This window comes from Streptomyces sp. NBC_01294 (assembly GCF_035917235.1).
Lineage (GTDB): Bacteria > Actinomycetota > Actinomycetes > Streptomycetales > Streptomycetaceae > Streptomyces > Streptomyces caledonius.
Map to the genome: position 1 here is coordinate 2,120,378 of NZ_CP108423.1, position 20,847 is coordinate 2,141,224.

Consider the following 20,847-nt stretch of genomic DNA (forward strand, 5'->3'; position numbering starts at 1 on the left):
TGCGCCCCGGGACCGTGCGGCGGTCTGACTACTTGCCGTCGGCCTTGGCCGTCGCGTCGATCGCGGCCAGGGAGCGGCGGGCCTGGTTGCGGTCCGTGGTGTACCAGAAGTCCGGCAGCGTGGCCCGCAGGAAGCTCCCGTAGCGGGCCGTGGCCAGCCGGGGGTCCAGGACCGCGACGACGCCCCGGTCACCGGTGGCCCGTACGAGACGGCCCGCGCCCTGGGCCATCAGCAGGGCGGCGTGCGTGGCCGCGACGGCCATGAAGCCGTTGCCGCCGTGCTCCTCCACCGACTTCTGGCGGGCGCTCATCAGAGGGTCGTCCGGGCGGGGGAAGGGGATCCGGTCCATGACCACGAGCTGGCAGCTGGGACCGGGCACGTCCACGCCCTGCCAGAGCGACAGCGTCCCGAACAGGCAGGTCTTCGGGTCGGCGGCGAACGCCTTGATCAGCTCGCCGAGCGTCTCCTCGCCTTGGAGCAGGATCGGGTTGTCGAGCCGGGTGCGCAGCTCCTCGGCGGCCGCCTTGGCACCGCGCATGGAGGAGAAGAGTCCGAGCGTGCGGCCTCCGGCCGCCTCGATCAGCTCGGCGAGCTCGTCCATCATGTCGCCGCGGGTTCCCTCGCGGCCTGGCGTGGCCAGGTGCTTGGCGACGTAGAGGATGCCCTGCTTCGGATAGTCGAAGGGCGAGCCGACGTCCAGGCCGCTCCAGACGGGGACATCGTCTCCCTCGACCCCCTCGGGGGACAGGCCGAGGGAGGCCGCGACCCCGTTGAAGTCGCCGCCCAGCTTGAGGGTGGCCGAGGTCAGGACCACCGAGCGGTCCTCGAACAGCTTCTCGCGCAGCAGGCCGGACACCGACAGCGGGGCGACCCGGAGGGTGGCTCCGAAGCGGTCGTGGCGCTCGTACCAGACGACGTCGTACTCGGAGCCGTTGGTGATCCGCTCCGCCACCCCGTGGATGCTCTCCACCGCGGCCAGGGCCTGCTTGCGCACCGCGTCCTCGTCGTGGACGGACTTGTCGCGGGTCGCGCCGATGGCCGAGATCACGTTGCGCGCGGCGTCGCGCAGCGACATCAGCGCGTAGCCGAGGTCTTCGGGGAGGACCTCCAGCCGGCCCGGGAGTGCCAGCTCCATGACCCGCTCGAAGGACTCGGAGGCGGTCTGCAGGGAGTCGGCGGTCTTCTCGTCGACCAGCTTGGCCGCACGCTTCACGGCCCGGTTGACCTGGCCGGGCGTGAGCTCGCCGGTGGCGACGCCGGTCACCCGGGAGACCAGCTCGTGCGCCTCGTCCACGATCAGCACCTCGTGCTGGGGCAGCACCGGGGCGCCCTCGATGGCATCGATGGCGAGCAGCGCGTGGTTGGTGACGACCACGTCCGCGAGCTTGGCCCGCTCGCGGGCGGCCTCCGCGAAGCACTCGGCTCCGTACGCGCACTTCGTCGCGCCCAGGCACTCGCGGGAGGAGACCGAGATCTGCGCCCAGGCCTTGTCCGAGACGCCCGGTGTCAGGTCGTCGCGGTCGCCGGTCTCCGTCTCGTCGGCCCAGTCGCGCAGGCGCAGCAGGTCCTTGCCGAGCTTGCTGGTGGGGGTGGCCGCTTCGAACTGGTCGAAGAGGCCCTCCTCCTCGTCCTGCGGGGCGCCCTCGTGCAGGCGGTGCAGGCACAGATAGTTGGACCGGCCCTTGAGCATGGCGAACTGCGGGCGGCGGCGCAGCTGCGGATGCAGTGCCTCCACCGTCCGGGGCAGGTCGCGCTCGACGAGCTGCCGCTGGAGGGCGAGGGTCGCCGTGGCCACGACCACGCGCTCGCCGTGGGCGAGGGCCGGCACCAGATAGCCGAGGGACTTGCCGGTGCCGGTACCGGCCTGGATGAGCCGGTGGGAGTTGTCGTCGATCGCTTCGGCAACGGCTTCGGCCATGGCCACCTGGCCGGGGCGCTCCGTGCCGCCGACGGCGGAGACGGCGGCGTGCAGCAGGTCGGGGAGGGAGGGCTTCGTCATAGCACTGCCAACCCTACGGGGCCCCACTGACAGTGAGCGCACCGGCGAGGACTCATGGCCGGTACAAGGGGTTGGGCACGGTGCCGTGCTGCACGGCGTGGGGGCGGTCGGGGCGGTCGCGGTAGCCGTCCTCATAGAGGCGGTTCCGGTTCAGGCAGAGCCGTCCGATGCGTTCGCCGAGCAGGTCGAAGAGCTCGTAGCGGTCCTTGAGCTCCGGGAAGCGGGCCTGGTGGCGCAGGATCTCCGCCCGCGCGAGGGACCAGAACTCGGCTTCCGGGACGCCGAGGCGGTCCTCGCACAGGGCCGAGAGGTAGCGGAAGACGCCGACGAACAGCCCGGAGTGGATGAACTGGGGCAGGAAGTCGGCCGGCTCGGTGAGCAGGACCGCGCGGACCTCGTCGGGCAGCGACGCCAGCTCGGGCAGAAGTTCGTCGCTGATGTTGACGTCGTCCACGAAGTCCTTGACCGCGAGCCGGACGGGGACGTCGTGCTCGTCGAAGATCACGATGGCGTTCTCGCCGTGCGGGGAGAAGACCGTGCCGTAGCGGTAGAGGAAGTGGAGCAGCGGGGGCAGGAGGGCGGCGAAGAGCCGCTGCAGCCAGACGGTGGGGGTCAGCCCGGATCGGGCGACGAGCTCGGCGGTGAAGGACCGGCCGCGCGGGTCGGTGTGCAGGAGGGAGGCGAGCGTACGGGCGCGCTCACCGGGGGCGAGGAGGCCGTCGAGGGGCTCGCGCCAGATCGCGCCGAGGAGCTCCTTGTACTGGTACGGGACCTCGGGGAGCTCGTCGTAGACGGGGTGGCGGACGGTGACGGAGGCGACCTCGCCGAGCAGGATGACCCGGCACTCGTCGCGGAGGAAGGGGTCGCCGTCGCGCAGGGAGTGGATCCACGCGGTGACGGCGGGGGCGGCGAGGGCGAGGTCGGAGGGCAGACCGCGCCAGACCATGGTGTTGAAGACGGACAGCGGCAGCTTGACGCTGTGCCGGTCGGGGCGGCTGAGGTTGAGGAAGGTGCGGATGGACTGCTGGGGCAGGCGCACGTCGGGATCGGCGGCGAGCGGCACCAGGGCCCCGGAGGCGAGCGCCGGGGCGAAGAGGGGGAGGACGACCTCGTCCCACTGCCAGGGGTGGACCGGGAAATAGAGGTAGCGCAGCGGGTCGAGGCCGCGGTCGCGCAGGGTCTGGTCGAAGGCGGCGCGGGTGAGGGGGTCGAGCTCGGCGGAGTAGAGGCGGGCGGGGTCCTCCAGTCCGGCGGTCCCGCGGTAGGCGGCGAGTGAGGTGTGGGCGGCGAGCCAGGGCAGCCGCTGGCGGGTGCGGGCCTCGGGGGCCCAGGCGGCGGTGTCGGAGGCGGAGAGTCCGATGCGGCCCTTGTTGAGGACGAGCCAGGGGTGGCCGGTCTGGTGGCCTTCGAGGGCGGCGTAGTCGAGGTCGGCGAGGACGTCGGCGGTGAGGGCCGTGTGGTCGATCCGGGTGTCGGCGGCGAGGGTGGCGCTGAGCTCGCGGACGAGGTGGCCGAGGGTGGGGCCGTCCAGGCCGAGGAGCGTGCGGGCGCGGATCAGGAAGACGTACGGGTCCCCGAAGGCGGTGGGGTTTCCGGGGGCGGGCGGGTTCCCGAAGTCGCTGGGGTTCCCGAAGTCGGGCGGCGGGGTCGGGGAGGACGGCTGCGGGGGCGGGGTGAGGGTGATGGTGTCCGGGGCCACGTGCCAGCTGCCGTACGAGCGGCGGCGGGCCCGGAAGCCGAGGCTGCTGCCGTCGTCGAGGGCCAGGGTCCAGGCGTCGCCGGCGGCGGCCGGGGTGGGGACGGGGGTGATGACCTCCTCGTAGGCGAACTCGCCGAGCATTTTGGCGAGCAGTCGGCGCGCGGCGAAGTCCCAGGTCGTCTGCGTGAGTTCGGGTGGTGTGCAGGGGCGCTGGGGAGACGGCGGCACGGCGGGTTCCACCGAGTCGGGGGCTGGCGGGAAGTTCGGCACGGGACTCCTCGAAGATCGGGAACTTTGCTGCGTGACGCAGCGTTTTCGAAGGGAGAGGTGCGAAGCGGCGACGACGGTCGGGGACGGCGGGGGCGGCACTCAGAGGAGATTGCGCAGCGCCCGCTCCCGGATCATCAGGGCGGCACGCTTCTCGGGAAGATCGATTTCCGCGCAGCAGCGGAAACCAGAGCTCAGGAAGGCCGATACGGAGGGGGTGTTGCGGATGTCCGGTTCCGCGATGACGCGTGTGCAGCGGGGGCGGTTGCCGAGGACCAGGTCGGCGACGGCACGCAGCAGGCTCGTTCCCAGACCGCGCCCGCGGTTCGTGCCGTCTCCGATGAGCAGGTGGATACCCGTGTCGTGGGGGCGCGCCTGGTAGTGCCGGGACAGCGGGTCGAGGTCGGCCCGGTAGATCTCCCAGTAGCTCATCGGTGTGCCGTCGAGGTAGCCGAGGCAGGGGATGCTGCGGCCGTCGCCGTCGAGCTGGACCCGCAGGTGGGCGGCGGTGACCGCGGCGGGCCCGTGGAGTTCCCAGTAGGCGGCCACCTCGGGATCGTTCATCCAGCCCGTGAGGAGCTCAAGGTCCCGGCCCAGCCGTACGGGTTCGAGGCGGAATGCTCCGGCGGGTGTGGTGACGCTGCCCCAGGTGGCCGGGGAATCGAGCAGGTCGGCTTCGGCGAGCAGGGGCAACAGGTCTGCTTTGAGGCGTGGTTCGACGGTGTTCTGCATGGCGTCGAGGGCGTCGGGGGTGTCGAGGGCGTCGGCAGCGGATCCGGCGGAAGGGGCGGGGGTGTCGGTGGAGCGCATCGGGGGCTCTTCTCCGCGTCGGCGCCGACGCGTCAATCGTGAAGGGGGTTGGTGATGGTGACGTAGACGGACTGGGTGTCGACGGGGCCGACCAGTTCGTCGAGGCCGCCCAGGCGGGTGAGCAGGTTCGCCTTGCAGCGCAGGGTGGGCGAGTCGAGCAGCCGGGTGGGAAGCGGGCCGAGGTCCGCGGCCTTGGCGAGGAACCGGCGGAAGGCGGCGAGGAGGATGCGTTCGTCGGCGAGCCGCTGGGACCCGAAGGCGCCGATGAGGCCGAGCACGTTGTTGATGCCGAGGTAGTAGGCGAAGCGTTCGTCGGTGACGGCGTCGGAGACGAAGGTGTCGCTGACGCTGCCGATGCCGGGGAGCCGGTGCTCCAGTTCCGCGCGGCGGGATTCGCGGAAGTAGTAGCCCTGGTTGTCGCGGTAGCGGCCGCCGATCGGCCAGCCGGCCGGGTCGAGGAGGACCAGGGTGTTCTGCTGGTGCGCTTCGAGGGCGATACCGGCGAGCGCGTCGAAGGCGAGGACCGGCAGGACCACGTGGTCGAGGTAGCGCAGGAACCACTCGGCCGCGACGGCGGACGTGGAGTGTCCGGTGGCGGCGGCGAGTCCGGAGACGAGCTCGGCGAGGCGAGAGCTCATGGTGGTCCGGCCGGGCCATGGGCGGGGAGCGGTGAGTGCGGCGATGCAGACGGCGTCGTCGCCCGATCGGAAGGGGTTGTGGCGCAACAGGGCGTCAAGTCCGGGCACGGGGGTGCCGTCCGGGCCGTCCACGGCGACCCAGGCGGGGTCGCGGACGATGTCGAAACGGGGGTGGGCCGCCTGCCACTGCTCGGCGAGGCCGGTGCGGAGCAGCCGGTGCACTTCGACGCCACGGTGGAGTTCCTTGCGGAGGTTCTCGCGGCGGGAGTTGGTGATGCGCACGCCCAGGGAGAGCTTGAGCATCGCGGGGGCGCCCGGTCGGTGGACGGTGCGGACGGAGGAGGTGGGGTACCAGGGCTCGCCGTACGGGCCCAGATCGTGGAGGAGTCCCGCGTCGCGGAGGGCGGTGACGGCAGGGCGCTGGAGCAGGTCGCGGGCCTGCCAGGGGTGCAGGGGAAGGGGGGTGGCTCCGTCGGGCAGTGCAAGCCCGGGGGTGAGCCGGCCGAGGAGCTGTGGGGCGGAGACGGGTCGGCCGCGCTCGGTCCAGGCCGACTCGGTGGCGAGGGCGGCGGGTTGAACGGCGAACCAGTGCAGGGGGAAGGAGCCGTGGAGTTCGGGTGAGTACTGGCGGGTCTCGGCCTCGGAGAGTCCTTCGCGGCTCTTGGGGTCCGGTTGGAGGGGGTGACCGAGGAGGAGCGACTGTTCGGCTGTGAGGAAGCGGTCCCCGCCGATGGGGGCCGGGGCGGCGGGGCGTTCTCGCCGGTCGGCGATGAACTCGGTGGTACGGCGCACCGAGTCGGCGACCCGGCCGACGAGGTCGGCGCTGCCACGGCCACCGCTCGTGCCCTCGCGGGCGATGAGTGCGGCAAGGGTGACGGCGTCGAGGGAGGGCGCGGCCGCGGGTGCGCCTTCCAGCCGGGCCGGGCCGAAGCGGTGCCAGCCGGTGTGGGACCAGTGGCGGACGGCGACGAACAGGGCCGTGCCGGATGCGGGGAGGGGGATGCGAAGGGGAGTTCCCGCGGGGCCGTCGGGGCGGCCCAGTCCCGATTCGCGGACCCAGCACCGGAGCAGGTTCTCCACCGCCGCGGCCTCGGCGGCGACGGCCGGGTCGGGGTGGTCGAGGGGGTCGGCTGGCACGGACGAGCCCAGCCGGGCGGGTCCCGCCGCCCACCCGGAACGGAACCGGGGCGTGCCGTCCTTCTGCCGCGGGACAGTGGCCGTCGCCCCGGTGCCGGCACCGGGGGGCTGCTGGGGCGGGGTGTCGGAGGTGCCGGGGGCACCTGAGGGGCCCGGGGGCGGATGCTCCGCCGTGACCCCGTCGCGGTGGGCCGGCGTACCGAAGCGGGGCCCGCCGGCCGGGTCGGCGCAGGTTCCGTGTGGTCCGGCGGCACCGGCGGCGGGCGCGGGGCCCTGCCCGCGCTCCGCGCCGCGCGGGGCGCCGGGCGGAGATGCCGGTGCGTCTTCGGCGGGAGCGGCCGGAGCCGTGGCGGGGCCGGGGGCCTTCCACACGGAGGGCTCCGGGGGTGTGGAGGCTGCGAAGGGCGCAGGGGGTACGGGCGGTGCCGTGGGGGCTGGGGATGTGGAGGGTGCCAGGGGCACAGGAGGTGCGAGAGATGTGGAGGGTGCGGGCGGTGCTGGAGCTGCGGACGGCGCGGGGGTTGCTGGGGGTGTGGAGGGTGCGGGCGGTGTTGGGGGTGTGGACGGTGCGAGGGGTGCCGCAGGTGCTGGAGGTGTGGGGGGAGTCGGGGGCAGGGGCATGGGGGTGGCGGGGTCGGGGGACGCCGTTGGCGTCGGCCGTGTTTGTCGGGCGTCGGCGGGCTGGGCCGACGGTCTCACGGTGGGGGCGGGGGCCGCCGTTTCGGGTGCGTCGAGGCGGGATGCCGGTGCCAACCGCGCCGCTTGGCTCGGCTGCGCCGGGGTGGGAGCGCCGTGGGAGTCCCGTGCGGGGGCGGCGGTGCCCGGCGGCGGTGCGGGCTGCCCGGCGGCGGGGTCGGGGAGCGGGTGCGGGTGGGGTGGTAGCTGCGGTGCGGCGGGCCGATCGGGGGCCGGCGCCGAAGGCGGCTGGTTCGCGTGGGTCGGGGTGGTGGGGGTGGACTGGTGCGGGTCTGGCATCGCGGGTCCTCGGGGTGCGGGTCAGTGGGTCCGGCGGGCGGCGGCCGGGATGGCGTCGGCCAGGCGGTCCAGGACCGCCGCGGCCTGCTCGTCGGTCAGGGTCAGCGGAGGGAGCAGACGGACCACGGCGCCGTGGCGGCCGCCGAGTTCGACGATCAGGCCGCGGTCCAGGCACTCCTGGCGGACGGCCGCGGCGAGGGCCGGTGCGGCGGCCCCGGTGGCGGGATCGACGAGTTCGACGCCGATCATCAGGCCCCGGCCCCGGACGTCCCCGATACAGGGGTGCTCGGAGGCCAGGCCGCGCAGGGCCGTCAGCATCCGCTCGCCCAGGACGCCGGCACGCTCGGCGAGCCGGTTCTCGCGTACGTAGGCGAGCGTGGCGGTGCCGGCGGCCATGGCGAGCTGGTTGCCGCGGAAGGTTCCGGCATGCGCCCCGGGGGCCCAGACGTCCAGGCCGGACCGGTACACGATCACCGCGAGCGGCAGGCTGCCGCCGATCGCCTTGGAGAGGACCATCACGTCGGGCACCACCCCGGCGTGGTCGACACCCCAGAAGGCACCGGTCCGGCCGACGCCCGTCTGTACCTCGTCGGCGATCAGCGGGATCCCCCTCGCCGCGGCGATCTCGCGCATGCGGCGCAGCCAGGCGTCCGGGGAGGGGTTGACCCCGCCCTCGCCCTGTACGGGCTCGACGATCATCCCCGCGGGGGCGGGCACCCCGCCCTTGGGGTCGTCCAGTAGGTTCTCCGTCCAGCGCGCGGCGAGTTCGGCGCCCTCGGGGCCGCCGACGCCGAACGGGCAGCGGAAGTCCTGCGGGTACGGGAGCCGGGTCACCCGTGCCTCGGGGGCGCCGCCCGAGGCGTTCAAGGCCCCGGCGGTCATCCCGTGGTAGGCCCCGGTGAAGGCGAGCATCCCGGGGCGGCCGGTCGCGGTGCGGACCAGTTTGAGGGCGGCCTCCACGGCGTCCGTGCCGGCCGGCCCGCAGAACTGGATGCGCGCGTCGGCGGCCAGCTCCGGCGGCAGGTTGGTGAACAGCTCGGTGGTGAAGGCGTCCTTGACCGGGGTCGCGAGGTCCAGCACGTGCAGCGGCGCCCCGGAGTCGAGGACACCGCGGATGGCTTCGAGCACCACCGGATGGTTGTGCCCGAGGGCGAGGGTGCCGGCGCCGGAGAGGCAGTCGAGGTAACGCCGCCCGTCGGCGCCCTCGATGGTCAGCCCGCGGGCGCGCACGGGGACGATGGGCAGGGAGCGCGCGTACGTCCGGGCGGCGGACTCCCGCTGTGTCTGCCTGCGCAGGATGCCCTCGGGGGCAACGGGGGCGACGTCGCCGCCGTTTGCGGCCGGACCGCCGGGGCCCGGTAGCCGACTGCCCTGAGGAGGCACCTGCGGCGGCACTTGAGGCGGGTTCTGTGTCGCGGCCGCCGCCGCGGCCGGCTCGGTCAAGGCCACGAGTGTCGGTCCTCCCGCACTGACTGCTTCTCCGGATTGCGCCTCGAACATGAACGCTGCTCCCCCATCCCCCGTACGTACCAACGACGGTGGCGGCGACGGATCACGGGTGGGGGCAAGATCCTTGCCCCGTAAGGGACGAGCGACAGGAACCGGCGCCCCGGCCTGTCTCGTCCTCACCAGCAGCGGCATAGTGGGGGACTGCACTCCACGCCTCGAATCACCAGGGGGACGAACGACATGCGACCGAACCGACCGGTCACCGCGATCCTGTGCGCGGCCACGCTCGCGCTGACCGCGGCTGCCTGCGGCCCCGGCGACGAAGAGGCCGGCGGCGACGCCAAGCCGACCGTGGCGGCGAGCCTGCCGGCCCCGGACGGGATAAAGATCCCGGATCAGCTCAAGGAGAAGCTCAAGGAACGCGGCATCGACCTTGAGAAGTGGAAGGGGGGTGAGTGGAAGAACTGGAAGAAGGAGGACTGGCTCCGCGAGGCGGGCGACTACATCAACCCGATCATCGAGGGCCTGTGGGACCCGGACCGCATGCGCGACGCCGAGCAGCCGCAGCGCCCGGCCGTCGACCCGGACGCGGGCAAGGACCAGGGCGTCACCGACCCGACCCCGGCTCCGGTGACGGCCAAGCAGGCCGGTCCGCCCTACCACCAGAGCGTTCCGGAGTCCGGCAAGGTCTTCTTCGACGGGCCCGAGGGCTCGATGGTCTGCTCCGCGACCGTGGTCAAGGACCCCGCCCACCCCGGCAAGTCCAACATGGTCTGGACGGCGGGCCACTGCGTGCACGCGGGCAAGGCCGGCGGCTGGTACCGCAACATCGCCTTCGTCCCGTCCTACAACAACGCGGGCAAGCCCGCGGCGCAGCTCAAGGGCGCGCCGCGCGAGCAGGTGGCCCCGTACGGCGTGTGGTGGAGCGACTGGGCGCAGACCTCCGACCAGTGGATCGCGACCGGCGGTCCGACCGGCGGCGCGGGTGCCCCGTACGACTTCGCGGTGCTGCACGTGACGCCTGAGAAGGGCAGCGGCAAGTCGCTGGAGGAGACGGTCGGTTCGGCGCTCCCGGTGGAGTTCGCCGCGCCCGCCGTGCCGAAGGTCGCGAGCATCACGGCGACGGGCTACCCGGCCGCGGCTCCGTTCGACGGCCAGAGGGCCTTCCAGTGCACGGACAAGCCGGGCCGGCTGACCCTGAAGGCGAACGACCCGGTGATGTACCGCATCGGCTGCACGATGACCGGCGGTTCCTCCGGCGGCGGCTGGGTGGCGGCGGGCGCCGACGGCAAGCCGGCGCTGGTGTCGAACACCTCGATCGGCCCGGCCAAGGCGGGCTGGCTGGCCGGACCCCGGCTGGGTCCGGAGGCGAAGGGCGTCTTCGACGCCGTCAGCGGCAAGTTCAAGTAGGCGGGTTCATGTAGCCGGGTTCACGTAGAACCGGAGCCCGGAGCACGTAGCCCGGAGCATCGCAGCGCCGGCGGCGCCGCGATGCCCCGGAGCGGGACCGAACGGCTGAGGCCCCCCTGCACCGCAGGGGGGCCTCAGCCGTCATGCCACCAACCGAGCCGTCCGGCCCGCCTACTGCTTCGCGAGCGCGTACGGAGCGAGGTCCGCCGCCAGTTCCGCGTGGACCCGCGCCTTGAGCAGGGTGCCGTCCGGGGTGTGCTCCTCGGAGATCACCTCGCCCTCGGCATGCGCCTTGGCGACCAGCGAGCCGCGCGTGTACGGCACCATGGCCTCCACCTCGACCTCGGGCCGCGGCAGCTCGGAATCGATGAGCGCGAGCAGTTCCTCGATGCCGAGGCCGGTCCGCGCCGAGACGGCGATGGAGTGGCGCTCGATCCGCAGCAGCCGCTGCAGTACGAGCGGATCCGCGGCGTCCGCCTTGTTGATCACGACGATCTCGGGCACGTTCACCGCGCCGACCTCGCGGATCACCTCGCGCACCGCCGCCAGCTGCTCCTCCGGCGCCGGGTGCGAGCCGTCCACGATGTGCAGGATCAGGTCGGAGTCGCCGACCTCCTCCATCGTGGAGCGGAATGCCTCGACGAGGTGGTGGGGCAGGTGCCGGACGAAGCCGACGGTGTCGGCCAGGGTGTAGACCCGGCCGCTCGGCGTCTCGGCCCGGCGCACGGTCGGGTCGAGGGTGGCGAACAGTGCGTTCTCCACCAGCACGCCCGCGCCCGTGAGGCGGTTGAGCAGCGAGGACTTGCCCGCGTTGGTGTAGCCGGCGATGGCGACCGACGGCACCTTGTTGCGACGCCGTTCCTGCCGCTTGATGTCACGGCCGGTCTTCATCTCCGCGATCTCCCGGCGCATCTTCGCCATCTTCTCGCGGATCCGTCGCCGGTCCGTCTCGATCTTGGTCTCACCGGGGCCGCGCGTGGCCATGCCGCCACCGCCGCCGCCACCCATCTGCCGGGACAGCGAGGCACCCCAGCCGCGCAGTCGCGGCAGCATGTACTGCATCTGCGCGAGCGCGACCTGTGCCTTGCCCTCTCGGGACTTGGCGTGCTGGGCGAAGATGTCGAGGATGAGGGCGGTCCGGTCGACCACCTTCACCTTGACGACGTCTTCGAGGGCGATGAGCTGGCCGGGGCTGAGCTCGCCGTCACAGACGACGGTGTCGGCGCCGCTCTCCATGACGATGTCGCGCAGCTCGCGGGCCTTGCCCGAACCGATGAAGGTGGCCGGGTCCGGCTTGTCACGGCGCTGGATCACGCCGTCGAGTACGAGGGCACCCGCCGTCTCGGCGAGGGCGGCGAGCTCCGCGAGGGAGTTCTCCGCGTCGTTCACCGTGCCGGAGGTCCAGACACCGACGAGCACGACACGCTCCAGGCGCAGCTGCCGGTACTCGACCTCGGTGACGTCTTCGAGCTCGGTGGAGAGGCCGGCCACGCGGCGCAGGGCCGCGCGCTCCGAGCGTTCGAGCTGCTCGCCGTCCCGGTCTCCGTCGATCTCGTGGCTCCAGGCGACGTCCTCTTCCATCAGGGCATCGGCCCGAAGGCTCTCGGTGAAGCTCTGCGGGTCACGCACGTCCTGTGCGTCCTGTGCGTCCCGCGCGTCCTGGGAAGGGGAAGAAGAGGAGGTCATTGGATCCTTACGTCGATTCGAATAGCGCTGTCACGCTGACTGTCACGTCCAACGTGTCACACCGCCGGGGGATTCCCCGAACGGCCCCGTCGATGGTGACATGCCCGTTCCTCGCCGGTCACACCCTTTATTGGCCGGACGCGGCCCCGCCCGCGCCTGCCCCGCCCGCCCCTGGCTTGCCGGACGCCGCCTTGCCCGAGGCCGCCGGGGCGGCCGGGGCGGCCGGGGCGCTCCATTCCGGGTGCCCGGGCATCGCCGGGGTCGTCTTCCCGTACAGCCAGGGCTCCAGGAAGGCCCCGAGGTCCCGGCCCGCCTCCTGCGAGGCCAGGCGTACGAAGTCGTCCGTGCCCGCGACCCCGTCCCGGTACTCGGAGACCCACCGCCGCTCGGTCCGGTCGAAGGCCTCGAAGCCGATCTCCTGCCGCAGCGCGTAGAGGATCAGCGCGGCGCCGTCGTAGACCACCGGCCGGAACAGCCCGATCTTCTCGCCGGGCGGCGCGGCCTTCGGGGCGGCCGGCGGGCCGCCCGCCGCCCGCCACTGGTCCGAGCGCTGGTACGCCTCGCGCATGCGCCGCTCCAGCGAGTACTTGCCGAGGCCGTCCGCGTACAGGGCCTCGTACCAGGTGGCGTGTCCCTCGTTGAGCCACAGGTCGGACCAGGTCCGCGGGGAGACGCTGTCGCCGAACCACTGGTGGGCCAGCTCGTGCACCATCACGGACTCGACGTACCACTCGGGGTAGGCCTCGCCCGAGAAGAGGCTGTTCTCGAAGAGCGAGAGGGTCTGCGTCTCCAGCTCGAAGCCGGTCGTGGCCCGCGCGATCAGCACCCCGTAGTTCTCGAAGGGGTAGCGGCCGACCCGCTCCTCCATCCACTCGACGTGGCCCGCGGTCTTCGCCAGCCAGGGCTCCAGCCGCTCCCTGTCCTCGGCGGGCACCACGTCGCGCAGCGGCAGCCCGTGCGGTCCGGTGTGGTGCACGACGGCGGAGCGGCCCACGGAGACCTGGGCCAGCTCGGTGGCCATCGGGTGCCGGGTCTGGTAGGTCCACGTGGTCGAGGGACCGATGCGCAGGGCGGGGGCCACGGACTCGCCGTTGGCGACGGCCGTGAGCCCGGCGGGGGCGGTGATCCGGAAGGTGAAGTACGCCTTGTCGGCCGGGTGGTCGTTGCAGGGGAACACCCGGTGGGCGGCGTCCGCCTGGTTGGCCATGGCCAGGCCGTCCTCGGTGGGCACCCAGCCGCCGTCCCCGCGTCCGCGCGGGTCGCTGGTGTGCCGGACGGTGATGCGCAGCGGCACGTCGTCCGCCACCGCGCGCGCGGGGGTCAGCACGAGGTCCTCCCCCACGCTCTCGAACCGCGCCGGCTCCCCGTTGACCTCGACGGACGCCACCTTCCCGTGGGTGAAGTCCAGGTTGATCCGCTCCAGCCGCTGCAGGGCACGGGCGTCGATGACGGTCACCGCGTCGAGCGGGCTCAGGTTGTCCTTGTACGCGAAGGACAGGTCGTACGAGAGCACGTCGTACCCGGGGTTCCCGAGCTCGGGGAAGAGCCGGTCGCCGATGCCCAGCGGCGTCGGCGGGGGCAGAACGGCGGCGACGAGGGTGAGGGAGGCCGCGGCGAGCAGGGCGGCGCGCAGGCGCGGGGAGGAGAGCTGCATCCACCACCGCTTACCAGCGCCCGCCGCGCCGCTGCGAACGGCGCGCGACGAGGCCACCCGAACGGGGCTTTTCCGGGCCGCCCGGTGACACGCCGGAGGTCCGGAGGCCCCGGGAGACCGCGGGGCCTGGAGGGGGCGGGAGGTCGTCCGCCGCCCACACGATTTCGGCCCGCCTCCCTCACGGGTGGCGGGCCGCACGTAATAACGCCGCCTTCCCGCGGCTCGCTCGCGTCACGGTGGGGATCAACGCCAGTCGGCGTCGCCCGCGAGTGCGGAGGCGATCCTGGGCGCGGGCATCGGCCAGTCGATGTCGCCGGCGGGTGCGGCGACGATCCTGGGAGTGGGCGACGGCCAGTCGATGTCGCCCGCGGGTGCGGCGGCGATCCTGGGAGCGGGCGACGGCCAGTCGATGTCGCCCGCGGGTGCGGCGGCGACGGTCACGGCGACGGCGGACAGCAAGACGGCCACGGAAGCAAGAGACGAACGCATGCGCATGACAGCTCCAGACAGGGCGAGGACAAGGGAGGCAACATGAAAAGGTCCAGATGAAGCAGGGGGTGGATACCCCGCAGCATCATCAGTCCGGGGCGCGCAGCCCCACCTGGCAGTTGAGCTTGCCAAATATTGCCAAGGTGGTCAACCAGAAATCCGCACCCATCGCATGGCCGTGGCAGGCTGTGGCAGGACATCAGGCATGAGGTTTGCCAAACCGCCCAGAGCTGAATTAAAGTGACGCGGACAACCGGGGGCCGCTTCCGCAGCATTGAATGTAGGACTCATATGTCAACAGAGTCGTCCTTCGGGCTCCGCCTCAAGGCGTTGAGACAGCAGCAAGGACTCTCCCAGGCCGCACTGGCAGGCGACGAAATCTCGACGGGATACCTGTCGCGCCTGGAATCGGGCGCCCGGAAACCCACGGAGCGAGTGATCGCTTATCTTGCCAAGCGGTTGGACGTCGACCGTTCGGCCTTTTACATCCAGCCGAGCAGCAGTTCACTCACCCAGGCACTGAGCCTTGCCGCCTCCACGGACAGCAGCGAGGCAATCGAGGACCTCATCGACGTCTTCGCCACCGCCCGGGACGAGGACCCGCTGCTGCGCTGGCAGGCGCTGTGGTTGATCGAACGGTACTGGCACGCGCGCCGCGAGCACGCCGAGGAGCTGGCCTGTCTCGAAGAGCTGACCGCCATCGCCGACGACCTCGAACTGCCCGCACTGCAGTGCAGGTCCAAGAGCCGGCTCGCCCGGTGCCTGCGCGCCAAGGGTGACGTCGCCCGCGCGCTCGAGTTCGCCGTCAGCGCCCACCAGGTCGCCAAGCAGGCCGGCCTGCCCGTGTCCGACGAGGCAAACGCGCTGCTGGCCCTCGTCTCCGTCGAGGCGGAGGCGGGCCGGTTGCCCGACGCACGGGCGCACGCCGAAGAGCTGGTCGAGCTGGTGGCGGAGGGGTCGGAGACCCTGCGTTCCGAGGCGCTCTGGACGGCCGCCACGGTCTGCTCCCGCCAGGGCGACGACGACGCCGCGTGCGCGTTCCTGCATCAGGCCATGGCCATCCTGGACAGCCGTGTCGACCCCGTACTGTGGGCGCGGCTCCGGCTGGCCGCCGCCTCCCTGCATCTGCAGGGCAGTCCTCCTTCCACCGAGTCCGCACGCGCCCACCTGAACGAGGCGGAGGCGGCGTTCGCCCTCGTCGGTACGCCGGTCCAGCAGCAGGAAATCCTGGCGCTGCAGGCCCACCTCGCGTTCGAGGAGGGCCGGTACGCCGACGCCCGGGCGGCCCACTCCCAGCTCGACGTCGACAAGCTGATGCTCAACTACCGTGACCGGATCCGGTTGCAGACCCTGGACAGCAGGCTGCTGATCGTGGAGGGCCACCGGAAGGAAGGGCTCGCCCGGCTCAAGCACTTGGGCGAGGACGCCCGACGCGCCGCGAACCTCGACCTGGCCGCCGAGATCTGGCAGATCCTGGCCGAGACCCTGGAGCACACATCGGCCGGCTGATCCCAGCACGTCGACCGCGTCGGCGCACCGTCGACGCGGCCGACGTGCATCCGGCCTGAAACACCTGGAGGCTCCCTACCGTTACCGGTAGGGAGCCTCCAGGCTTTCGGACCGCCGGCGGGCGGTCCCTCAGATCTCGGCCAGAGCGGCGCGCAGGCCGTTGGCGAGCTCCTCGAACTCCTCGTCGGTGTAGGTCAGGGACGGGACGAGCATGATGAAGTCGGTACCCGGCTGCACGATCAGACCGTGCCGGCGGGCTGCCGCGGTGAGCCCGTCGGAGGGCACGGACAGCTGGATACCGCGGAAGCAGCCGAGGCCGCGGGTTTCGACGACCAGCGGGTGGGAGGAGATCTCCTCCAGGAGGGCGTCCAGCTTCTGGGTGAGCTTCTGGGCCAGGGTGACCGCGTCGAGGCGCTCCATCTCGGCGATGGTGGCGATGATGGCGGCGCAGCTGGTGGGCGAGCCGGCCTGGGTCTCACCGTGGAAGAGGACGGCGTCGGTGCGCTCGAACATCTCGCAGACGTCGTGGGAGACGACGATGGCGGAGGCGGCGCACGTGCCGTTGGTGAGGCCCTTGGACGTGATCATCACGTCGGGCTTGAAGGGCCAGTTCTGGGAGGCGAAGTAGCTGCCGGTGCGGCCGAAGCCGGTGGCGACCTCGTCGGCGACCACGAGGAACCCGTGCTGCGCGCGGAGCTCTTCCATGGCGCCCAGCAGCTCGTCGGAGACCGGGTGGGCACCGGTGCCGAGGACCGGTTCCAGGATCACGGCGGCGATCTTGTCGCCTTCCCTGGCCAGCAGCTCGACCAGTTCGGTGACGTCCTCGTGGCTGACGTGACGGACCTTGCTGCGGTCGACGCGGTAGACGTCCTGCCCCAGCGGCTGGCCGGTCAGGGCGAAGCTGCCGTAGGTCAGGCCGTGCCAGCTGTTCCTGAGGCCGACGACCACGTCGCGGTCCTCGTCGCCGCGCAGCGCCTGGTAGTGGCGGACCAGCTTCATCATCACGTCGTTGGCGGCGCCACCGGAGGTGGAGAAGAGGACGCGGCCGAAGTGGCCGGGACCGCTGACGTCCAGCACCGCCCGGGCGGCCTGCTCGGCGAGACGGTGGCCGCCGCGGAAGAGGGGCAGGTAGGAGGCGGTGTTCAGGCAATCCGTGATGGCCTCGGTCACGGCCTTGTTGCCGTAGCCGAGGTTGGCGTTCCACAGGCCGCTCATCACGTCGAGGGCGGAAGTGCCGTCGGCGAAGTGGACCCGGTTGCCTTCGCAGCCGATCCCGTGGACCTCGGGCCGCCCGTAGCGGCTGGGCTGGACGAGCGATTCCCACAGCGGGTAGCGGTCGGTGTTGACGGTCATGCGAACCTCACAGTTGGTGGTGGTTGATGTCGGAAAAGTCTTTGTCAGCTCGTCTGTTCGGTGTGCTCCGCCGAGCGCAGGGACTTCCTGCCGACGAGCGCGAAGGCCAGCCATCCGATGACCGAGATCACCGCGATGGTCAAGATCGCGTTCCACAGGCCGATCCGTTCGCCCAGGATGCCGCTGATCAGCGCGCCGAGGGGGAAGGGGCCGTAGGTGAGCATGCGATAGGCGGCGGTCGCGCGGCCGATCACGTCGAGCGGGATCACCGACTGCCGGAAGGCGACGACGTGGACGTTGTAGATCGTCAGACCGAAGCCGTAGATGCCGAAGGCCAGAACGGCGAGCAGGAAGCTGGACCAGTCGGACCCGCCGGTCAACGCCAGGAGCAGTGGGGCGCTGGACGCCACGCCCATCGCCGCGACCAGGGTGGACGAGAAGCCGAGGCGGTCACCGAGCGGTTTGGCGGCCACCGCGCCCAGCAGGGAGCCGAGGGCGCCCAGGGCCAGGACGGTGCCGACCCCGCCGGCGTCCATGTCCAGTTCCTTGACCGCGTACACCAGGAACAGGGTCATGATGGCCTGCTCGCAGAAGTTGAACCAGCCCGCCTGGAAGGTGAGGACGCGCAGCACCCGGTGGCGCCAGAGCAGGCCGAAGCTGGTGAACACGTCGCTGAACCTGGGCCGGTTCGCCGCGGTGTCGCCGGTGCGGGCGGGCTCGCGGTGGCGGATGAGGTACAGGACCACGAAGGCGGCCAGGTAGGACGCGACGTTGGCGAGGATGGCGAACCAGGCGCCGAGGGACTTGGTCAGCAGGCCGCCGAGACCGGGCCCGCCGATCTGCGACACCGAGTACGAGGCCTGGAGTTTGCTGTTGGCCTCGACCAGGTCGTCGTGCCGCACGATGGCCGGCAGGTACGCGATGTAGGCGACCTCGAAGACCGCGGTGCAGGCGCCCACCACGAAGGCGATCGCGCACAGCGCCGGAATGGACAGGGCGTCGGCGAAGTACAGCACGGGCACCATGGCCAGAGCGAGGGCCCGCCCGAGATTGGCGCCGAGGAGGATCCGGCGGCGGTCCCACGCGTCGATCAGCAGACCGGCCAGTGGCGTCACGCACAGGGCGGGCAGCAGCTGCATGCCGGACACCAGGCCGACTTCCGAGGCGCCGGCGTCCATCACCCCGAGGACCAGCAGGGGCAGGGCGAGTTGGGTGACCTGGGCTCCGATCTGGGCGACGGTCTCGCCGGACCAGAGCTTCAGGAAGTCGTAGTTGCGCCACAGACCCCGGCGGGGCGCGGGTTCCGTCTTCGGCGCGGTTTCCATTTTCAGCACGTACTTCTTCTCCCCTGCTCGCCTGGGCCGGCTCCGCCGCTGCGGGTGGAGCCGGCCGAAGGCTTGGCTAGTCGTCGCCCTGGTAGATGGGGGCGCCGTTGTCCAAGAGGTGCAAGGCTTCGGCGACCCGCTCGCGCGAGCCGGCCAGTACCGCGTGCCCGTTGCGCCCTCCGATGCCGCGCGGGGCGTCGGTGACGGCGCCCTCGGGCTCGAAGTAGCAGAGCTCGTGCAGCACTTCGGAGAACGGCGGCACGATCGCGTCGTCCAGAGTCACCGGGTGCCGGAAGGGCGTCTCACCGTCACCGTTGAAGAACCTGATGGCGGCGCGTTCCACCGCGGGCGCGTCCGGGGACGACGGGGTGCCGACGACCGCGCCGAGCTCCGCCAGATACAGGTTCCATCCGGTGGCCAGGGCCACCAGCCGCGGAATCTGGTCACCCGCGGGCCGTCCGGCGACCTCCATCAGCAGCGGACCGTCCGGCGTCATCCGGAACTCGGCGTGGGACACGCCGGCTTCCATGCCGAGGCCGTCGAGGACGCGGACGGTCTCGCGCTCCAGCTGCTCGCGGTCCGCGGCGGGCAGCACCGCCGGGGACACGTGGCCGACCTCCGCGAAGTACGGCGGCCTGCTCAGGTGCTTCTCGGTGACCGATATGATCTCGGTCTTTCCCGGGGCCCAGGTGACCGCTTCGACGCTGTACTCGGCGCCGGACACGTAGCGGTCGACCGCCACCCGGCCGGTGCGCGCGGCGTCCATCGCGAAGGCGAAGGCCGCCGGCAGGTCGTCCGGGCCGGGCACGATCTTGACTCCGCCGCTGCCGCCGTAGTCGGTCGGCTTGACGACGGCCGGGTACCTGCCGTCGATCAGTCGCTCGCATGCGGCCAGGTCGTGCGCGACACCGAGCTGCGGGGTCGGAAGCCCGAGTTCCCGCAGGCGGGCGTGCATGACGCCCTTGTCCCGGAAGTGCCCTGCGGGCATACGGGTGGCCGGTACGCCGAGCTGCTCGGCGACTTCGCGGGCGAGGTCGGTGGACAGCTCCTCCCAGCACAGGACGGCGTCCCACTCGAAGTCGGCGGAGCGGGCGGCGGTCAGCATCGCCTCGGCGGAGAAACGGTCGCCGGCCCGCCACCAGTCCACCAGGCTTACGGGGATGCGGTGGGCGAGGTCGATGACCCCGACGAAGTGTCCGGCGTCGCGCAGGGAGCGCAGTCCGAACTCCTTCTTCTCCCCCAGCCCCGCGATCAGTACCCTCACCGCCGCGCCTCCTCGAAGGTGGCCAGGGCCTTGTCGAGCTGGGCGAAGGCGCTGTCCGTCGAGCATCGCAGCAGGCCGGCGCCGTGCAGCTCGGTGATCCACTTCTTGGTGGCCCCCACCTCGGCCACGGTGACGATGACCTGCATGTGGTCGGTGTTGACGAAGCACCGGTTGGTGGGCGTACGGGCGGTGACCGTCATGAGGTTGCTGCCCTCGGGCTCCGCCGGCAGCGGGTTGCCGGGGACCTCGGTGGACGGCAGCTCGATCGCGACCATGCGCTGTGTGACCGCGGGGAGCTGCTCGCCCGTGGCGACCGCGACGAAGACCGAGTGCGGGTCCGTGCCGGTGGCGACGGAGTCGAGGTCGGACAGGCCGCCCAGCCGGGCGTTGATCTCCAGCAGGCACAGGTCACCGTCGACCACCGCGAAGTCGATCTGCCACGGTCCGAACGGGACCATGTTCTGCTCGATGTCGAGGATCAGCCGTTCCAGGGAGGCGGCGGCGCGCTCGGGCAGCGCGAAGGGCATGGCCCGGGCCCGGAAGGAGGGGTCCAGTCCGGTGTCCAGGCTTCCCAGGGAGGCGACCGGCCAGCGCACGTGCGAGCCGCCGGAGCTGATCACCTCGACTCCGCATTCGAAGCCCTGCTGGAAGCGCTGCACGATCACCGGCAGCCCCAGGTCGCCGGCCAGCATCGCGTCCAGGCCGGCCGCCGACTCCACGAAGAAGCGGCCGTCCCCCGCCTGCGACTGGGCCTCCTTCACCACGACGGGGAAGCCCAGCCGGTCCACGGTCGCGCGGACCTGGCCGGCGTCGGTGCACACGGCGCCCTCCGGCACGGGCCAGCCTCGCGCGACCGCCGTCTCGTGCAGGGCCACCTTGTCGCAGGCGACCTCGGCGAACGCGGCCGGGTGCGCCAGGAAGTGACCGTCCCACTTGGCGACGGCCTCGCCGTACGCGAGGGGGAGCTGTTCCTGGCCATGGGCGTACGGGTTGGCGATCGCCACGTCCGCCCGCTCTTCGGCCAGGACCTCCAGGACGTCCGCGGCGGTCCAGTCGAGGCCGAGGCGCTTGACCTCGACGTCGAAGCCGTCGAAGTCCACCGCGGAATACACCACTACATCCGTGATGCCACGTGTTCGCAGCCCCGGAAGGATCCGGGCGAGTTTGTACTCGCCGAAAATGA

Annotated in this window: 14 protein-coding genes; 2 read left to right on the top strand and 12 right to left on the bottom strand. The window is 72.0% G+C overall.

Annotated features, from left to right (window positions below; translation table 11 throughout):
• Positions 1–28: 28 nt before the first annotated feature.
• The 5 genes from OG534_RS09365 to OG534_RS09385 all read right to left on the bottom strand — a co-directional run bounded on the left by OG534_RS09365 (position 29) and on the right by OG534_RS09385 (position 9,025).
• Positions 29–1,999: an ATP-dependent DNA helicase gene (locus OG534_RS09365; protein ID WP_326587629.1), complete on the bottom strand. Its 1,971-nt coding sequence runs from the start codon at positions 1,997–1,999 to the stop codon at positions 29–31.
• A 52-nt stretch (positions 2,000–2,051) separates the two neighbouring features.
• A complete protein-coding gene (locus OG534_RS09370; protein WP_326587630.1) occupies positions 2,052–3,968 on the bottom strand; it encodes an IucA/IucC family protein in 1,917 nt (638 codons plus the stop codon).
• 99 nt (positions 3,969–4,067) lie between these two features.
• Positions 4,068–4,775, bottom strand: coding sequence for a GNAT family N-acetyltransferase (locus tag OG534_RS09375; protein ID WP_442807050.1), 708 nt, complete (start codon positions 4,773–4,775; stop codon positions 4,068–4,070).
• Positions 4,776–4,807: 32 nt separating this feature from the next.
• The gene (locus OG534_RS09380) at positions 4,808–6,922 is read right to left on the bottom strand and encodes an IucA/IucC family protein (protein WP_442807051.1); all 2,115 of its coding nucleotides are present in this window, start codon (positions 6,920–6,922) and stop codon (positions 4,808–4,810) included.
• A gap of 624 nt (positions 6,923–7,546) precedes the next feature.
• Positions 7,547–9,025: a diaminobutyrate--2-oxoglutarate transaminase family protein gene (locus OG534_RS09385; RefSeq protein ID WP_326587632.1), complete on the bottom strand. Its 1,479-nt coding sequence runs from the start codon at positions 9,023–9,025 to the stop codon at positions 7,547–7,549.
• 189 nt (positions 9,026–9,214) lie between these two features.
• Here OG534_RS09385 and OG534_RS09390 point away from each other — a divergent pair, with 189 nt between their 5' ends.
• A complete protein-coding gene (locus OG534_RS09390) occupies positions 9,215–10,384 on the top strand; it encodes a trypsin-like serine peptidase (RefSeq protein WP_326587633.1) in 1,170 nt (389 codons plus the stop codon).
• A gap of 171 nt (positions 10,385–10,555) precedes the next feature.
• Here OG534_RS09390 and hflX read toward each other — a convergent pair whose 3' ends face one another.
• The 3 genes from hflX to OG534_RS09405 form a co-directional block, all read right to left on the bottom strand.
• Positions 10,556–12,070 carry a GTPase HflX gene (hflX, locus tag OG534_RS09395; protein WP_326587634.1) on the bottom strand — a complete coding sequence of 505 codons (1,515 nt, stop codon included), beginning with the start codon at positions 12,068–12,070 and terminating at the stop codon, positions 10,556–10,558.
• Positions 12,071–12,197: 127 nt separating this feature from the next.
• Positions 12,198–13,724 carry a M1 family metallopeptidase gene (locus tag OG534_RS09400; RefSeq protein ID WP_326587635.1) on the bottom strand — a complete coding sequence of 509 codons (1,527 nt, stop codon included), beginning with the start codon at positions 13,722–13,724 and terminating at the stop codon, positions 12,198–12,200.
• A 243-nt stretch (positions 13,725–13,967) separates the two neighbouring features.
• The gene (locus tag OG534_RS09405) at positions 13,968–14,192 is read right to left on the bottom strand and encodes a hypothetical protein (RefSeq protein WP_326587636.1); all 225 of its coding nucleotides are present in this window, start codon (positions 14,190–14,192) and stop codon (positions 13,968–13,970) included.
• A 312-nt stretch (positions 14,193–14,504) separates the two neighbouring features.
• Here OG534_RS09405 and OG534_RS09410 point away from each other — a divergent pair, with 312 nt between their 5' ends.
• Positions 14,505–15,722 (top strand): helix-turn-helix domain-containing protein, encoded by a 1,218-nt coding sequence (locus tag OG534_RS09410; RefSeq protein WP_326587637.1) that lies wholly within the window; start codon positions 14,505–14,507, stop codon positions 15,720–15,722.
• 129 nt (positions 15,723–15,851) lie between these two features.
• On the opposite strand, the gene mpaD is transcribed toward OG534_RS09410, so the two are convergent.
• From mpaD to OG534_RS09430, 4 genes are all read right to left on the bottom strand, one after another.
• Positions 15,852–17,075: a daptide-type RiPP biosynthesis aminotransferase gene (mpaD, locus tag OG534_RS09415; RefSeq protein ID WP_326587638.1), complete on the bottom strand. Its 1,224-nt coding sequence runs from the start codon at positions 17,073–17,075 to the stop codon at positions 15,852–15,854.
• Between the two features lie 44 nt (positions 17,076–17,119).
• Positions 17,120–18,400, bottom strand: a complete 1,281-nt coding sequence (locus OG534_RS09420; protein ID WP_326593535.1) for an MFS transporter — start codon at positions 18,398–18,400, stop codon at positions 17,120–17,122.
• A gap of 76 nt (positions 18,401–18,476) precedes the next feature.
• On the bottom strand, positions 18,477–19,664 hold the full coding sequence (locus OG534_RS09425; protein ID WP_326587639.1) for an ATP-grasp domain-containing protein: 1,188 nt from the start codon (positions 19,662–19,664) through the stop codon (positions 18,477–18,479).
• Positions 19,661–20,776, bottom strand: coding sequence for an ATP-grasp domain-containing protein (locus tag OG534_RS09430; protein ID WP_326587640.1), 1,116 nt, complete (start codon positions 20,774–20,776; stop codon positions 19,661–19,663). The genes OG534_RS09425 and OG534_RS09430 overlap by 4 nt, the downstream gene beginning before the upstream one ends.
• Positions 20,777–20,847: the final 71 nt, after the last annotated feature.

Excerpts from the sequence above, each read along its gene's own strand:
- OG534_RS09365 (WP_326587629.1), bottom strand. The coding sequence starts at position 1,999 with ATGACGAAGCCCTCCCTCCCCGACCTGCTGCACGCCGCCGTCTCCGCC.
- OG534_RS09375 (WP_442807050.1), bottom strand. The coding sequence starts at position 4,775 with ATGCGCTCCACCGACACCCCCGCCCCTTCCGCCGGATCCGCTGCCGAC.
- OG534_RS09385 (WP_326587632.1), bottom strand. The coding sequence starts at position 9,025 with ATGTTCGAGGCGCAATCCGGAGAAGCAGTCAGTGCGGGAGGACCGACA.
- OG534_RS09390 (WP_326587633.1), top strand. The coding sequence starts at position 9,215 with ATGCGACCGAACCGACCGGTCACCGCGATCCTGTGCGCGGCCACGCTC.
- hflX (WP_326587634.1), bottom strand. The coding sequence starts at position 12,070 with ATGACCTCCTCTTCTTCCCCTTCCCAGGACGCGCGGGACGCACAGGAC.
- OG534_RS09400 (WP_326587635.1), bottom strand. The coding sequence starts at position 13,724 with ATGCAGCTCTCCTCCCCGCGCCTGCGCGCCGCCCTGCTCGCCGCGGCC.
- OG534_RS09410 (WP_326587637.1), top strand. The coding sequence starts at position 14,505 with ATGTCAACAGAGTCGTCCTTCGGGCTCCGCCTCAAGGCGTTGAGACAG.
- mpaD (WP_326587638.1), bottom strand. The coding sequence starts at position 17,075 with ATGACCGTCAACACCGACCGCTACCCGCTGTGGGAATCGCTCGTCCAG.
- OG534_RS09420 (WP_326593535.1), bottom strand. The coding sequence starts at position 18,400 with ATGGAAACCGCGCCGAAGACGGAACCCGCGCCCCGCCGGGGTCTGTGG.